General features: G+C 63.1%; 13 protein-coding genes. All 13 read left to right on the top strand.

Annotation, left to right across the window (positions count from 1 at the left end):
• The first annotated feature begins 82 nt into the window (after nucleotides 1–82).
• The 13 genes from metK (at nucleotide 83) to DAUD_RS10515 (ending at nucleotide 14,304) form a co-directional block, all read left to right on the top strand.
• Entirely contained in the window at nucleotides 83–1,270 is a 1,188-nt protein-coding gene (metK, locus tag DAUD_RS10570; RefSeq protein ID WP_012303148.1) for a methionine adenosyltransferase, read from the top strand.
• Nucleotides 1,271–1,432: 162 nt separating this feature from the next.
• Entirely contained in the window at nucleotides 1,433–3,133 is a 1,701-nt protein-coding gene (locus DAUD_RS10565; protein ID WP_166485186.1) for a GGDEF domain-containing protein, read from the top strand.
• Nucleotides 3,126–3,866: a phosphoribosyltransferase family protein gene (locus DAUD_RS10560; protein WP_049752625.1), complete on the top strand. Its 741-nt coding sequence runs from the start codon at nucleotides 3,126–3,128 to the stop codon at nucleotides 3,864–3,866. The genes DAUD_RS10565 and DAUD_RS10560 overlap by 8 nt, the downstream gene beginning before the upstream one ends.
• Before the next feature lie 216 nt (nucleotides 3,867–4,082).
• Entirely contained in the window at nucleotides 4,083–4,607 is a 525-nt protein-coding gene (hpf, locus tag DAUD_RS10555) for a ribosome hibernation-promoting factor, HPF/YfiA family (protein WP_012303145.1), read from the top strand.
• A gap of 191 nt (nucleotides 4,608–4,798) precedes the next feature.
• A complete protein-coding gene (gene secA, locus DAUD_RS10550) occupies nucleotides 4,799–7,510 on the top strand; it encodes a preprotein translocase subunit SecA (protein WP_012303144.1) in 2,712 nt (903 codons plus the stop codon).
• A 177-nt stretch (nucleotides 7,511–7,687) separates the two neighbouring features.
• Nucleotides 7,688–8,795, top strand: a protein-coding gene (gene prfB, locus DAUD_RS10545) for a peptide chain release factor 2 (RefSeq protein WP_166485185.1) whose coding sequence is annotated in 2 segments (ribosomal slippage) — nucleotides 7,688–7,756 and nucleotides 7,758–8,795 — 1,107 coding nt in all. Because the reading frame shifts where the segments join, the coding sequence is not laid out codon by codon here.
• A 233-nt stretch (nucleotides 8,796–9,028) separates the two neighbouring features.
• Complete coding sequence (locus DAUD_RS10540) at nucleotides 9,029–9,844, top strand: transketolase (protein ID WP_012303142.1); 816 nt, start codon at nucleotides 9,029–9,031, stop codon at nucleotides 9,842–9,844.
• A gap of 155 nt (nucleotides 9,845–9,999) precedes the next feature.
• The gene (locus DAUD_RS10535) at nucleotides 10,000–10,926 is read left to right on the top strand and encodes a transketolase family protein (RefSeq protein WP_012303141.1); all 927 of its coding nucleotides are present in this window, start codon (nucleotides 10,000–10,002) and stop codon (nucleotides 10,924–10,926) included.
• A gap of 115 nt (nucleotides 10,927–11,041) precedes the next feature.
• Nucleotides 11,042–11,710, top strand: coding sequence for an ATP synthase (locus DAUD_RS12610; RefSeq protein ID WP_041571395.1), 669 nt, complete (start codon nucleotides 11,042–11,044; stop codon nucleotides 11,708–11,710).
• Between the two features lie 20 nt (nucleotides 11,711–11,730).
• Nucleotides 11,731–12,873, top strand: a complete 1,143-nt coding sequence (locus DAUD_RS10525; protein ID WP_012303139.1) for a transketolase C-terminal domain-containing protein — start codon at nucleotides 11,731–11,733, stop codon at nucleotides 12,871–12,873.
• Between the two features lie 87 nt (nucleotides 12,874–12,960).
• Nucleotides 12,961–13,347 carry a thiamine pyrophosphate-dependent enzyme gene (locus DAUD_RS13280; protein ID WP_464227494.1) on the top strand — a complete coding sequence of 129 codons (387 nt, stop codon included), beginning with the start codon at nucleotides 12,961–12,963 and terminating at the stop codon, nucleotides 13,345–13,347.
• Entirely contained in the window at nucleotides 13,344–13,739 is a 396-nt protein-coding gene (locus tag DAUD_RS13275; RefSeq protein ID WP_464227492.1) for a hypothetical protein, read from the top strand. Before DAUD_RS13280 ends, DAUD_RS13275 begins: the two co-directional genes overlap by 4 nt.
• Nucleotides 13,717–14,304, top strand: a complete 588-nt coding sequence (locus DAUD_RS10515) for a 2-oxoacid:acceptor oxidoreductase family protein (RefSeq protein WP_012303138.1) — start codon at nucleotides 13,717–13,719, stop codon at nucleotides 14,302–14,304. The genes DAUD_RS13275 and DAUD_RS10515 overlap by 23 nt, the downstream gene beginning before the upstream one ends.

The raw sequence follows: 14,304 nt of genomic DNA, 5'->3' as shown, positions 1-14,304 counted from the left end.
GGATTCTTTGACATATATTAGGCCGATTGCTAAAATACTTTTTGGTGAGCTTAGTTTCCCAGAGATTGGAGAGAAGCGTCAATTGGCGAAACATCTTTTCACTTCCGAATCGGTGACCGAGGGACACCCCGACAAGGTGGCCGACCAGATCTCCGACGCGATCCTGGACAGCATCCTTTCTAAAGACCCGCTGGCCCGGGTGGCCTGCGAGACCCTGGTGACCACCGGGCTCGTGCTCATCTCCGGTGAGATTACCTGCAAATGCTACGTAGACATACCGAACATCGTCCGGGAAACCGTGCGTGACATCGGCTACACGCGGGCCAAGTACGGTTTCGACTGCGATACCTGCGCCGTGCTGACCAGCATCGACGAACAGTCACCCGATATCGCCATGGGGGTCGACGAGGCCCTGGAGGCGAGGGAGGGCCTAGATGACCTGTTCAGCCGGGTAGGGGCCGGCGATCAGGGGATAATGGTCGGCTATGCCACCGACGAGACTCCCACTCTGATGCCTATGCCCATCTACCTGGCGCACCGCCTGGCTCGCCGGTTGGCGTCGGTGCGCAAGAACGGTACCCTGCCCTACCTGAGACCCGACGGCAAGACCCAGGTCACGGTGCAGTACGACAACGGCCGCCCGGTGAAGGTGGATACGGTTGTGATCTCGGCCCAGCACCACCCGGCCGTGGACCTCGGCACTATCCGGGCCGACCTGATCGAGAAGGTCGTCGAGCCGATCATTCCGGTGGGACTCATCACCAACTCCACCCGGTACCTGATCAACCCGACCGGCCGGTTTGTGATCGGCGGCCCCCAGGCCGATACCGGGCTGACCGGCCGCAAGATCGTGGTCGACACCTACGGCGGCATGGCCCGCCACGGCGGGGGCGCTTTTTCCGGCAAGGACCCGACCAAGGTCGACCGCTCCGCCTCCTACGCGGCCCGGTACGTCGCGAAAAACATTGTGGCCGCCGGGCTGGCCTCCCGGTGCGAGGTGCACGTGGCTTACGCCATCGGGGTGGCGAAGCCGGTGGCGCTCAGGGTGGACACCTTCGGCACCGGCCTGATTAACGAGGAGCGCCTCGAAAAGCTGGTGCTGGAACACTTTGACCTCCGCCCGGCGGCAATCATCCACCACCTGGACCTGCGCCGCCCGATCTACCGGCAGGTGGCCGCCTACGGTCATTTCGGGCGCGGGGATCTGAACCTGCCGTGGGAGCGCATCGACAAGGCCGAAGAACTCCGCGCCGCCGGTACCGGCGGCTAGCCGAAGTACCGGTGTCCATCGCGCATACACCGGCAAACCGGTGAATTCTGGATTCTAAATTCCGGTTCGGCTGGCATATCCTTCACCTGACAGTTCTTCCTGGTTGCTGGAGGAAACAGGCCCTTTTTGTCGAACCTACCAGTTTAAGGTGGTGGGGTGCCGGTGCGTGCCGGAAACATTTTCAGCGTGCTATACCTCTGGACCGTGATCATCGGGGGCGTTGTGCTGCTGGTCCGGCTTTTCCCCGCCGTCGACTTGGACTTCAGCGTGGAACTGGCCGTGCTGATTCTGGTCGCCATGGCGGCCGAGTGGCTGGTGGTTTCTTTCCCGCACGGACAGCTCTCCGCCGGCTACGTGATCACCTTCGGCGCCTTCCTCGTCTACGGGCCCGCGGGGGCGGCCTGGGTGAACGCGCTCGGCACCCTGTTCGGTCAGGGAATCGCCAACCGGGGTAATCCGGTCCGGACCACCCTGTTCAACGCCGCCCAGAGCGTGCCGGCCGTGTACGGCGCCTATCTGGCTTACCTGTTCTGCGGCGGGACGCCCCATCCGGGGGAGATGCTCACCCTAGCCAACGTCCTGCCGCTGCTGGCTTTCTCCGCTGCTTACTTCGCGCTCAACAACTTGCTGGTCACCCTGTACCTGCTGCCCAAGCGCGGGCTATCCTTCAACACTTGGCGCACTGCCCTGCGCTGGGACGCCTCGACCTACCTCTTCTTGATCCCGCTCGGTTTTCTGGTGGCCGCCCTGTACCGTTCCGCCGGGTTCACCGGCGCTTTTCTGGTGCTCCTGCTTGGATTGATCGTCCAGTTCTTCGTGCGCCGCTTTGTGATGGTGGAGGAGAACAACCGGGAGCTGCGCCTGCTCTATACGGTGGCGCAGGGGCTTGGCACCAGCCCTGACCTGGACGAACTGTTACGGCTGATCCTGCGGGAAGTCAGGCGGCTGGTGCCTTACGACACGGCCGCGGTCTATCTCTGGTCCGAGGAGCGGCACCTTTTTGTGCCGGTGGTGCTGGAGGGTGCCGGTGCCGGCGAATTGCACGACATCGTCTGGGAACGAGACGAGGGGATTGTCGGTTGGGCGGCGCGCAACCGGGAGCCCCGCCTGGTCACCGACCTCCGCCAAGAACCGGAATTGCAGCGGCAGACCGGACTATCCCGGTTCATGCGTTCACTGGTTTTGCTGCCCCTGGTGTTCGGAAACGAGATGCTGGGGGTGTTCGTGATCGGGGACAAGCGCCCCGGTGTCTACGACGAAAAGAGCCTGGGCCTTTTGAAGATTATCGGGGGCCAGATGGCGGCGGCTGCCGACAACCGGCGCTTAAACCGCCGGTTGAAAAAGGTGGCCGGGCGCGACTACCTCACCGGCCTGCCCAACCGGGAACAGTTCTTCAATCAACTGGAGGCCGAGTTGGTGGAAAACGAGCGCCGGGACCGGCCGCTGGCCGTCATTCTGCTCGACATCGACGGACTGTACGACTTGAACCGTCGCTTCGGGTACGCCGTCGGGGACACCGTCCTGGTTCAGGTCGCCCGGGCGCTGGAGGAATGGCTGCCGGCGGGCGGCATGGCGGCCCGCTATGGGGGCGACGAGTTCGCCCTGTTGCTGCCCGATACCGGGGAGATTCGCGCGGCCCAGAGGGCCGAGCGCCTGCAGCGCCTGCTGGGGCGCATCTCTGTCGGCGCGAAGGAGCTTAAGGAACGGGTCCGGCTCTCGGTAAGCACCGGTTTTGCCACCGCGCCGTTGGACGGGGCCACCGCCGACGCGTTGCTGGCCAGGGCCGAGGATCACCTTTACCGGTCTGCCGGGCGGGAGGTCCCCGAATTCCGGCCCGCGGGCGGACACACGACCAGTGTCTAGCCTCCGCGAGGTGTTGGACGGGCTGGTCCGGCTGGTTTTTCCGGGGCCGGGGGGTTGCCCGATCTGCGGAGCGGGTGCCGCCGGCGCGTTGTGCCCGGCCTGCCGGGGCGAAATCGAGGGGCTTTCAGGACAGCCGTACTGTGACCGGTGCGGCCGGTTTTTTTCTCCTGTTCCGGCACCGGAACCGCGGCTGTGCCGGGATTGCCGGCGGGTTGCCCGGCCTTTCGAGTGTTGTCGCGCTTACGCTCCGTACGAGGGCGTGCTGTGCGAAGCCGTACACCGGCTCAAATACGGCCGGAGGCGGGAGCTGGCCGGACCCCTGGGGGAACTCTTGGCCCGAACCATCCGGCGGTATGAGGCCTATTCGGGCGCCGATGTCCTGGTGCCAGTGCCCCTGTCCCGGGAGGCGTTTCGCCGCCGCCGATTCAACCAGGCGGAACTCCTGGCCCGGGAAATCGGCGGGCAACTGGGGATCCCCGTGCGCTCCGTGCTCGACAAAATACGGGATACGCCGGCGCAGGCTGGACTGCTGCGGGCGGCCCGGTTGACCAATCTCGCCGGGTGCTTTCGGTTCGTGGATGAACCCCAAACGGTGCGGGGTCGTACCGTGGTGGTGGTCGACGACGTGCTCACCACCGGCAGCACTCTGTCCGAGGCGGGCCGGGTGTTGCTGGAGACTGGGGCTTCCAGGGTTTTGGGGGCGGTTCTTGTCGCCGCGCGGGTGCAATTCTGACAAGGTCCAACAACACCGCAACGCCTATCCACAACCAGAGGTCCCCAGAAACGGCTTATACACAGGTTTATGCACAGTATCCACAAGAGATTGTACCCAATAAGGGTTTTACAAATCCCGATTTCGACAATCCTGTATTTTGCTGGTAAGTGCAGGATTTCCCTGCCCTCGGGGGAATAATATAACATTAACTCCAGGCGAAAGGGGTTGTAACAGATGCGCATTTACGTCCGTGGAAAAAACATCGAGGTCACACCTGCGCTCCGGGGGTATGTGGAAAAGAGACTGGCAAAGCTTAGCAAGTTCGAACACCATTTCGGTTCGGTCCAGGTAGCGCTGTCGGTCGAAAAGGATTCCCACCGGGTGGAAGTAACCGTGCCGATTGACGGGATGATCCTGCGGGGTGAAGAAGTGACCGGGGATATGTACGCCTCCATCGACCTGGTGGTCGAGAAACTGGAAAAACAACTGGAAAGGTACAAGGGTAAGCTGTTGAACCGGCGACCGGGTGCGGGCGGGGTGACCAGGGAACAGGAAACGCAGGAGGATGAAGAAGAATACCGCATTGTGAGGACCAAGCGGTTTGCCCTGAAGCCCATGCCGGTGGATGAAGCGGTGATGCAGATGAACCTTTTGGGTCACAGTTTCTTCGTTTTCGCCAACGCCGAGAATCAGCAGGTGAACGTAATCTACCGGAGAAAGGACGGGCACTACGGGCTGATTGAGCCCGACTTCGGTTAAGAAAGGCCTGAAGGAATAGTACGCGCCAGAGTCGCGGGGCCGGACACCACCGGCCCCGCTCGTTTTCCAGCATTTGTAAGCCGACCTTGAAAGTTTTTAGTTGAAATGCTAAAATTAATAGATGTGCAAGGGAGGAACCGGCGGGTTCCTCCAATTTAACTCAGAAGGAATGTAAGGGGGGGCTAACACCCTTGCTCGGATTCTTGAAGAATTTCCTGGATGATAACGCCCGCGAGGTGAAAAAGTTGCAGCGGGTGGTCACGGCCGTAAACGAACTGGAGCCCCGCATCGAGAAACTCACGGATGCCGAACTCCAGGCCAAAACTCCTGCTTTGCGGGAGCGCCTGGAGGCCGGTGCGCCGCTCGACGACCTTTTGCCCGAGGCCTTTGCGGTGGTCCGGGAGGTTTCGCGCCGGGTCCTGGACATGCGGCACTTCGACGTGCAGATCATGGGGGGCGTGGTGCTGCACCAGGGTAAGATCGCCGAGATGAAGACCGGTGAAGGCAAGACCCTGGTGGCCACCCTGCCGGCGTACCTCAATGCTCTGACGGGGCGGGGGGTGCACATCGTAACCGTAAACGACTACTTGGCCAAGCGGGACAGCGAGTGGATGGGCCACATCTACCGGTTCCTGGGCCTCTCCACCGGACTGATCGTGCACGGGCTCGACGCACGGCAGCGCCAGGCGTCGTACGCGGCGGACGTGATCTACGGCACCAACAACGAGTTCGGTTTCGACTACCTGCGGGACAACATGGCCATGTATCCCCGGGACTTGGTGCAGCGCGATCTTTACTACGCCATCGTGGACGAGGTGGACAGCATTCTGATCGACGAGGCGCGCACGCCGCTCATCATCTCGGGTCAGTCGGGCAAGCCGACCGACACCTACTACACCATGGCCCGGCTGGTGCCGAAGCTGAAAGCCGAGACCCACTTCGCGGTGGACGAGAAGGCGCGCACGGTCAGCCTGACCGAGGAAGGCTTCGCTCGCTGCGAGGAATTGCTTAACATCGACAACCTGTCCGACCCGGAACACGAAGAGGTCCTGCACCACCTGAACCAGGCGCTCAAGGCGCACGCCCTGATGAAGAGGGACCGCGACTACGTGGTGAAGGACGGTCAGGTGATCATCGTGGACGAGTTCACCGGCCGGCTGATGTTCGGCCGCCGCTATTCCGACGGCCTGCACCAGGCGATCGAGGCCAAGGAGGGCGTGAAAATCGAGCGGGAGTCGCAGACCCTGGCCACGATTACCTTCCAGAACTACTTCCGGATGTACGAGAAGCTGGCCGGCATGACCGGCACCGCGGACACCGAAGCCGAGGAATTCAAGAAGATATACGGGCTGGACGTGGTGGTCGTTCCGACCCACAAGCCTATGATCCGGGAAGACCTACCCGACGCCGTCTTCAAGACCGAGGAGGGTAAGTTCCGTGCGGTGGTCGAAGAGATCGCCGCCCGACACGCCACCGGGCAGCCGGTGCTGGTGGGCACCATCTCGATTGAGAAGTCGGAAGTCTTGAGCCGGATGCTGACCAGGCGGGGGATACCGCACCAGGTCCTGAACGCGAAATATCACGAGAAAGAGGCGGAGATCGTGGCCCAGGCCGGCCGGATCGGGGCGGTGACCATCGCCACCAACATGGCCGGCCGCGGCACGGACATCATGCTGGGAGGCAACCCGTCGTTCCTGGCCCTGCAGGAGATGCGCCGGCGGGACTACCCGCCGGAGGTGATCGCCGAGGCGGCTGAGTACGGCCCCTGCACGGAAGAGGTGGCCGAGGCCCGGCGGGTCTACCGGGAACTGTACGCCGAGTTCAAAAAAGAGACCGATGCCGAGCACGACCGGGTGGTCGCGCTGGGCGGCCTTTTCATCATCGGTACCGAACGCCATGAAGCCCGCCGGATTGACAACCAGCTGCGGGGCCGCTGCGGCCGCCAGGGCGACCCGGGAGCGACCCAGTTCTTTGTGGCGTTGAACGATGACCTGTTGCGCCTGTTCGGGGGCGATAATATCGCCGGGCTGATGGACCGGCTGAAGATGGACGAGGATGCTCCCCTGGAGCATCCGCTGATTTCAAAGTCCCTGGAAACGGCCCAGCGGCGGGTGGAGAACCGCAACTTCAGCATCCGCAAGCATGTGCTGAACTACGACGACGTGATCAACCAGCAGCGGGAGCTGATTTACCGGCAGCGCCGCCAGGTGCTGTGCGGGGAGGACCTGAGGCCGGTGGTGCGACAGATGATGGAAGAAGTGGCCGGTCAGGCCGTGACCGCCTTCGCACCGGAAGGGGTCTACCCGGAGGAATGGAACTACGAAGGCCTGTCCGAGTACATGACCCAGATCCTGCCCGGAGAAAAATGGACCGTGGAGGACCTGGAAGAGCGTCTGGGCAAGAAACGCGACGACTTCCGCCGGGAGGATTTGCGGCGGCTGTTCCTGAACGAGATGGAACAGGCTTACGCAGCCCGGGAGGCCGAACTAGGCGCGGAAACCATGCGGGAGATTGAGCGGGTCCTGATGCTGCGTATCGTGGACGAGAAGTGGATGGACCACCTGGACGCCATGGACCAGCTCCGGGAGGGCGTGGGCTTGCGGGCGTACGGCCAAAAAGACCCGCTGGTGGAATACAAGTTTGAGAGTTTTGACATGTTCCAGAACATGATCGCGAGCATCCAGGAGGAGACGGTCAAGAAACTGTTCCGGGTCCGCGTGGTGCCGCCGCAGCAGGCGGAACGGCGGCAGGTCAAAGAGAACCTTTATGCCGCCGGCGGCGATGGAGTAAAGCAGCCGGTGCGGCGTGACAAGAAGGTGGGCCGCAACAGCCCCTGCCCGTGCGGGAGCGGCAAGAAGTACAAAAAGTGCTGCGCCGCCAAAGACGAGCAGGCGGCGGGATGAGAGGTGAGAGGTGAGAAGTGGGAGGAGAGGCCGGAAACCGGCATAGAGTCGGTACGATGGTGCACCTTCAGGAAAGTTATGTACCGGTCCAAGTACCGGGAAACCTGTTGAAGAACAAAGGGTTAGGCCAGGCAAATGTTGGTGAGCTTGTTTTGTGGCTTGAGGGGGATTGACTGTATGTACGCTGAACTGAACAAGATCGCGGAAGAGTTGCGGCGGCGGATCACCGACCTGGAATACTCTCTTTGACCTGGCCGGGAAGAACGCGGAGATAGCCGCCCTGGAGAAACAGATGGAGACCCCGGACTTCTGGCAGCAACAGGAGCGCGCCCAGGAAGTCACCCGGCGCCTGGCCGGGCTGCGGCAGCAGGTGGAAGTCTTCGACACCCTGCGCCGGGACTTTGAGGACGCGGCCGTGCTGCTGGAGCTGGGGGAGGAGATCGAGGATCCCGACACCGCCCGGGAAGTGGAGCGGTCCCTGGCGGAACTGGGCCGGAGGGTGGCCGCGCTCGAGCTGGAGTTGCTGCTTTCCGGACCCTACGACGAGGCAAACGCCATCTTGAGCCTGCACGCCGGAGCCGGGGGGCTCGAGGCGCAAGACTGGGTGGAGATGCTTTTTCGGATGTACCTGCGTTGGGCCGAGAAACGGGGCTATGCCGTCGAGGTGCTTGATATCCTGCCGGACGACGAAGCCGGACTGAAAAATGTGACCTTCCTGGTGTCGGGGCCGATGGCCTACGGCTACCTGCGGGCCGAAAAGGGCGTGCACCGCCTGGTGCGCATCTCGCCCTTCGACGCCGGGGGACGCCGGCACACCTCGTTTGCCTCATTGGACGTCCTGCCGGAGGTCGCGGAGAACACCGCAATCGACATCAATCCCGAGGACCTGAGGATCGACACCTACCGTTCCGGGGGGGCCGGCGGGCAGCACGTGAACAAGACGGACTCGGCGGTCCGGATCACGCACCTGCCGACCGGGATTGTGGTCTCCTGTCAGAACGAGCGGTCCCAGATCGCCAACCGGAACGCCGCGATGAAGCTCTTGAAGGCGAGGCTTCTGGACCTGGAACTGCGGCGCCGGGAAGAGGAGATCGCTGCCCTGCGGGGTGAGCAGCCCGACATCGCCTGGGGCAGCCAGATCAGGTCCTACGTGTTCCACCCGTATTCGATGGTGAAGGATCACCGGACCAAATTTGAAAAGGGAAACGTGGACGCGGTGATGGACGGCGAGATCGACGAATTCATCCAGGCCTACCTGGTCTGGAAGGCCAGACTAAAAGAATAAGGAGAAGGCCGGCGCGGAACAAAGGGCCGGGTGAAACGGTGGACCACCTGGCCGGGCGGGGGATACCCGCCTTTTTCGTTTGGGCGTAGTTTCCGGTTTTCGTTGTCGGTATGCAGGAATTAGTGTCGAGTGAAAGGAATACCTACGGGATAGGCCTGGAAGTGCCGGACAGGATATCCGTACCGGCAACCGTTTTCGGGCCGAAACTCTCCGGGGGGTAGAGCTGAACACATATGGAAAGGGTCGTTGCTGAGCTTACGGAAAAAGCCAGGGAAATCCGGAGACACATCATCCGGATGCTTGCGGAGGCCGGATCAGGCCACCCGGGCGGTTCGCTTTCCGCCGCCGACATCGTTACCGCCCTGTACTTCAAGGAGATGCGCCTCGATCCGGCCCGGCCCGACTGGCCGGACCGGGACCGGTTCGTTCTCTCGAAGGGTCACGCCGCTCCGGTGCTGTATGCGGCCCTGGCCGAACGGGGCTACTTTCCGGTGGAGGAACTGGCCACCCTGCGCAAACTGGGCAGCCGGCTGCAGGGTCACCCGGACATGCGCAAGCTTCCGGGGGTCGAAATGTCGACCGGTTCCCTGGGACAAGGGCTGTCGGCCGCGAACGGCATGGCGCTGGCCGCCCGGTTGGATGGGCGGGATTACCGGGTGTACGCCCTTCTGGGTGACGGTGAATGCCAGGAGGGACAAATCTGGGAGGCGGCTATGGCCGCCGCGCACTACGCGTTGGAAAGCCTGACGGCGATTGTGGACTTCAATGGGCTCCAGATCGATGGGCCCGTCAGTGAGGTGATGTCACCCGAACCGATACCCGACAAATGGCGGGCTTTCGGCTGGCACGTGCTCGAGATTGACGGCCACGACTTCAGGCAGATACTGGTGGCGCTGGAGAAGGCGCGGTCGACCAAGGGCCGGCCGACGGCCATCGTGGCCCGGACCGTCAAGGGTAAGGGTGTGTCTTTCATGGAACACGGGGTAGACTGGCACGGGGTGGCCCCCAAGGGGGATCAAGTCACCCGGGCTCTGGAGGAACTGGCATGACCATTTGGTCGGAAAGGAATCACCGGTATCAGCGGGCGGCGACCGGAATACAGAGAACTCAGCCGGCCGTAATCTGATCTGCGGCGGCCGGTTCAAGTCGGTTGGAAAGGCATTATCGGGGAATCCTCATCTTGGAGAAGTGAGAGGTTTGGCAGATGCAGAAGATTGCGACCCGGGAGGCATACGGCAAAGTGCTGGTGGAGTTGGGCGCGGAGAATCCGGACATTGTGGTGCTGGATGCCGACCTGGCCAAGTCCACCAAGACCATTGAATTCAAGAAACGGTTTCCCCACCGATTTTTTGACCTTGGCGTGGCGGAGGCGAACATGATCGGCACGGCCGCCGGACTGGCCGCCGCCGGCAAAATTCCTTTCTGCAGCACCTTCGCCGTTTTCGCCGGCGGCCGAGCCTTCGACCAGATCAGGCAAAGCGTGGCGTACCCGCGGCTGAACGTGAAAATCGCCGCCAGCCACGCCGGGATCACCGTCGGGGAAGACGGTGCTTCCCACCAGTCGGTGGAGGACATCGCGCTGATGCGGGTGCTCCCGAACATGACCGTTTTTGTGCCGGCTGACGCCGTGGAGACGGCGGGGGCGGTGCGCGCCGCCGTGGAAACCGATGGTCCGGTATACATCCGCCTGGGCCGGGCCGGGGTGCCGGTCCTGCACGGGGACGATTTCAAGTTTGTACCGGGTCAGGCGGTGACACTGCGCCAGGGGCTGGACGCCACCATCATTGCCTGCGGTTACATGGTCGGCCAAGCGCTGGAGGCGGCCGATCTGTTGGCCGCCGAGGGGATCGAGGTAAGCGTGCTGAACATCCACACCATCAAGCCGCTGGATGTTCAGGCGATCGTGGACGCCGCGCAGCGCACCGGGATTATCGTCACCGCCGAGGAGCACAGCATCATCGGCGGGCTCGGCAGCGCCGTCGCCGAGACTCTGGCCGAGCACTACCCGGTGCCCATGCTCCGGGTCGGCCTGCAGGACGTCTTCGGCGAATCAGGCAAGCCGGAGGAGTTGCTGCGGAAATACGGCCTGACGCCGGACGATATCGTGAACGCGGTCCAAAAACTGTTCTAACGGTTCTCAGTGGACCGTTGAAAGACTCCGCCTCATAGACCGGATGAGAAAGCAGATATCGTGGGATTCTATGCCGGGGAGCCTTGTTTCCCCGGCTGCTTTTTGGGGCTTTGAGGTGAGGCGCATCCGCATCGTGGAGGCCTATGTAGGCGAATACGCCGGCGGTAAGAGCGAGGTGGCGGTGAACCGGGCCCTGGAACTGGCTCGGGAAGGGGAACCGGTGACCCTGGTCGACCTGGACACCGTGGAACCCTGTTACACCCTCCGTCCGCTTCAAGAGGAGCTTGCGGCCGCCGGAATTCACGTGGTCGCCTGGGAAACGCGCCGGACGCTGGGCCTCGGGGAGGCCGGGGGCACCCTCAAGGCCGAGGCCCGGTGGGTGTTGCGCCGTCCGGGGCACGTGATTTTCGATGTCGGTTACGGTGTCGGGGGGGCCAGGATCCTGAACCTGGTGGAGGGGGCGGAACAAGAACCATCATTTACCGTTCTGGCCGTAATTAACGCCAGCCGGCCCCTGACCGCGACGGTGGAAGACATCGCCGCCCACGTACGGGCTCTTGGCTCGGTACACGCGCTGATCAACAACACGCACCTCGGATCCGAAACCACGGCGGCGGTGGTTCAGGCGGGGGCGGCCTTGGTGGCGGAGGCCGGGCGTATTCTGGGTATCCCGGTGGCCGCCACCACGGCGCCGGCGGCGGTGGCGGCCCAAATCGGCCCCCGCGATGCGGCTGGCCATCCGGTACGCCCGCTGCGGCGGTTCATGCCCCGCGCCTTCTGGTAGCAGTTGGAGACAATCGGGGGGTGGTGGAAACGGTGTCCGGCGCTCCGGTGACGGAAGAGAAACGGGTTTTTATGACCGGGAACGAAGTGGTGGCCTGGGCGGCGATCGCCGCGCGCGCCGACGTAATGTACGGTTACCCGATCACGCCGCAGAACGAGGTGATGCACTACTGGACGCGGTTGGCGCCCAAGCACGGCAAGACTTTTCTCCAGACGGAGGACGAGCTTTCCGCCGGTTTTGCGACCATCGGCGGGGTGCTCGCGGGGAAAAAGTGTTTCACAGCCACGGCCGGCCCCGGCAACGTGCTGATGCAGGAACCCGTGTCCATGGCCGAGATGATGCGGCTGCCCATCGTGGTGGTGGTGATGCAGCGCGGCGGCCCTTCCACGGCTACGGTGATCTACTCCCAGCAGGAGGTCACTCTGACCACCTTCGGCGGCAACGGTGAGGGTTTCCGGGTGGTCTATTCCACGGCCGGCCTCCAGGAGCTTTACGATTACACCATCAAGGCCTTCAACACGGCGTGGCGCCACCGCTTTCCGGTGTTCGTGCTGGCGGACGGCTACCAGGCCAAGATGCGTGAGCCGCTGACCATTTATGACCCGGAGAAGCGGGGAGTTGAACTGGTGGCGCCGGAAAAATACGTGGGGCTGCCGGGCATGCCGGGCGTGGACCGGCCCCCGGGACACTACCGGAACACCTTCAACACCGAAGAAGAACTCTATGCGGTGGTCCTGGAACAGGCCGCGGAATACGAACGGGTGACCCCGGAAATAGCTGAACACGAGGAGTTCGGCACGGGGGACGCCGAGCTCCTGGTGGTCGCCCACGGTGTGGTGGCCCGGGCGGCGAAACAGGCGGTGGAGCTTTTACGGACGGAGGGACTGAAAGTGGGGTGCTTCCGGCCAGTCACCCTGCGCCCGCTGCCCGTGGAGGCGCTCCGGAAAGCGGCCGGGCGGGCCGGCCGCCTGCTGGTCGCGGAATCGGCCTACGGGCAGTTCGGCCGGTTGGTGCGGGACGCCCTGTACGGTTTGACCGTGGAGATGGTCCCGCTCTACAAGCCGGGTCTGGGCATCACCCCGGAAGAAGTGGCGGCCCGCTCCCGGGAACTCGGGGGTCAAACCTTTAGAAGTTCAGTAAACGAGTCCGGAAGTGTGTGTTGACATTTTACACCGGGCGGTGACAAGGCAGGCGAGTCTTGAAGTTTTTGAGGTCTGACCCCGGAGGCACCCTGGAGGGAGGATTTGATTATGACGGTCAGACCGGCGATGCCAGAAAGTTGGCGTCTGGAAACCAAGCCCCACAAGTTTTGCCCGGGATGCGGGCACGGGATAGCCCTACGGGCCCTCGGTCAGGCCATCGACGAACTCGGAATCCAGGACCGGGTCGTTTTCGGGTGTGACATCGGCTGTTCCCTGCTGGCCTGGGATTTCTTCAACGTCGATTCCGTCCAGACCCACCACGGGCGGACCACGCCAGTTGTCACCGGGATCAAGCGGGCCAACCCCGAACTGATCTGCGTCGCTTACATGGGCGACGGCGGGGGGTACGCCATCGGGGCGCAGCACCTGGTCAACGGGCGGGGAGGAACGAGAAGATCACCGTCATTCTCGCCAACAACACGCAGTACGCGATGACCGGTGGGCAGATGGCCCCCACCACCCTCCCGGGTCAAAAAACGGAAACCTCCCCCTACGGCCGGGACCCGGATGCTACTGGCCGTCCCGTCAAAGGGCCGGAAATGGTGGCCGCCGTCACCGGCGACGACGCCTATGTCGCCCGGGGCACGGTGAGCAAGCTTCCCCAGCTGCGGAAGATGCTGGTGCGGGCCCTGCAAAACCAGATGGACGGCCGGGGCTTCTCCTTTGTGGAGGTGCTGTCCACCTGCCCCACCAACTGGCGGACCAACGCCAGGGACACGTGGGAGTTTCTAGAGAAAAAAATGCCGACGCATTTCCGGACCGGAGAACTCAAGGTGCCGGCGGCGGCCGGAAGAGATGAAGAAGATGGAAAGAAAGCGGCCCATTAAGATTGTAGTCGCCGGTGAAGGGGGTCAAGGCGTGCAGGCGGTGGCCGAAATCCTGGCCGAGGCGGCCTACGAGGAGGGTGCCCAGGCCCTGTACATCCCGGCCTTCGGCGTGGAGCAGCGGGGTGGCGTGAGCCTGGCTTTTCTACAGATCAGCGAACAGCCCATCGCCTCCCCCAAATTCGAGAAAGGGAACATCGTGGTCGCCCTGAGTGAGCGCGCGATCCACAGAACCCGTCAGTACGTCGGGCCGGAGACGGTCTTTATTTACGACGATCTGGCCGATATCAAGGAAGAGGAACTGCCCCGATCGGCCAGCCGGGTCTTAAGCATCCCGGCGATAGCCACCGCCAAGTCGGAACTCCACCCGCGGGTGTTTAACATCGTCATCATGGGCGCGGTCATCGGGGCTACGGGGGTCGTGCCGGTGGACAAGGCCAAAAAAGCCTTGGAGAAAAGACTCGGTTACAAATTCGAACAGGATCCGAAACTGCGGGAACTGAACCACCGGGCCCTGGAACGCGGTGTGGAACTGGTGAGCCGGATCCTTGAAGGAGGCGAACGGTAA

This window comes from Candidatus Desulforudis audaxviator MP104C (genome assembly GCF_000018425.1).
GTDB classification, from domain to species: Bacteria; Bacillota; Desulfotomaculia; order Desulfotomaculales; family Desulforudaceae; genus Desulforudis; species Desulforudis audaxviator.
This window is presented reverse-complemented; position numbering and strand designations above follow the sequence as displayed.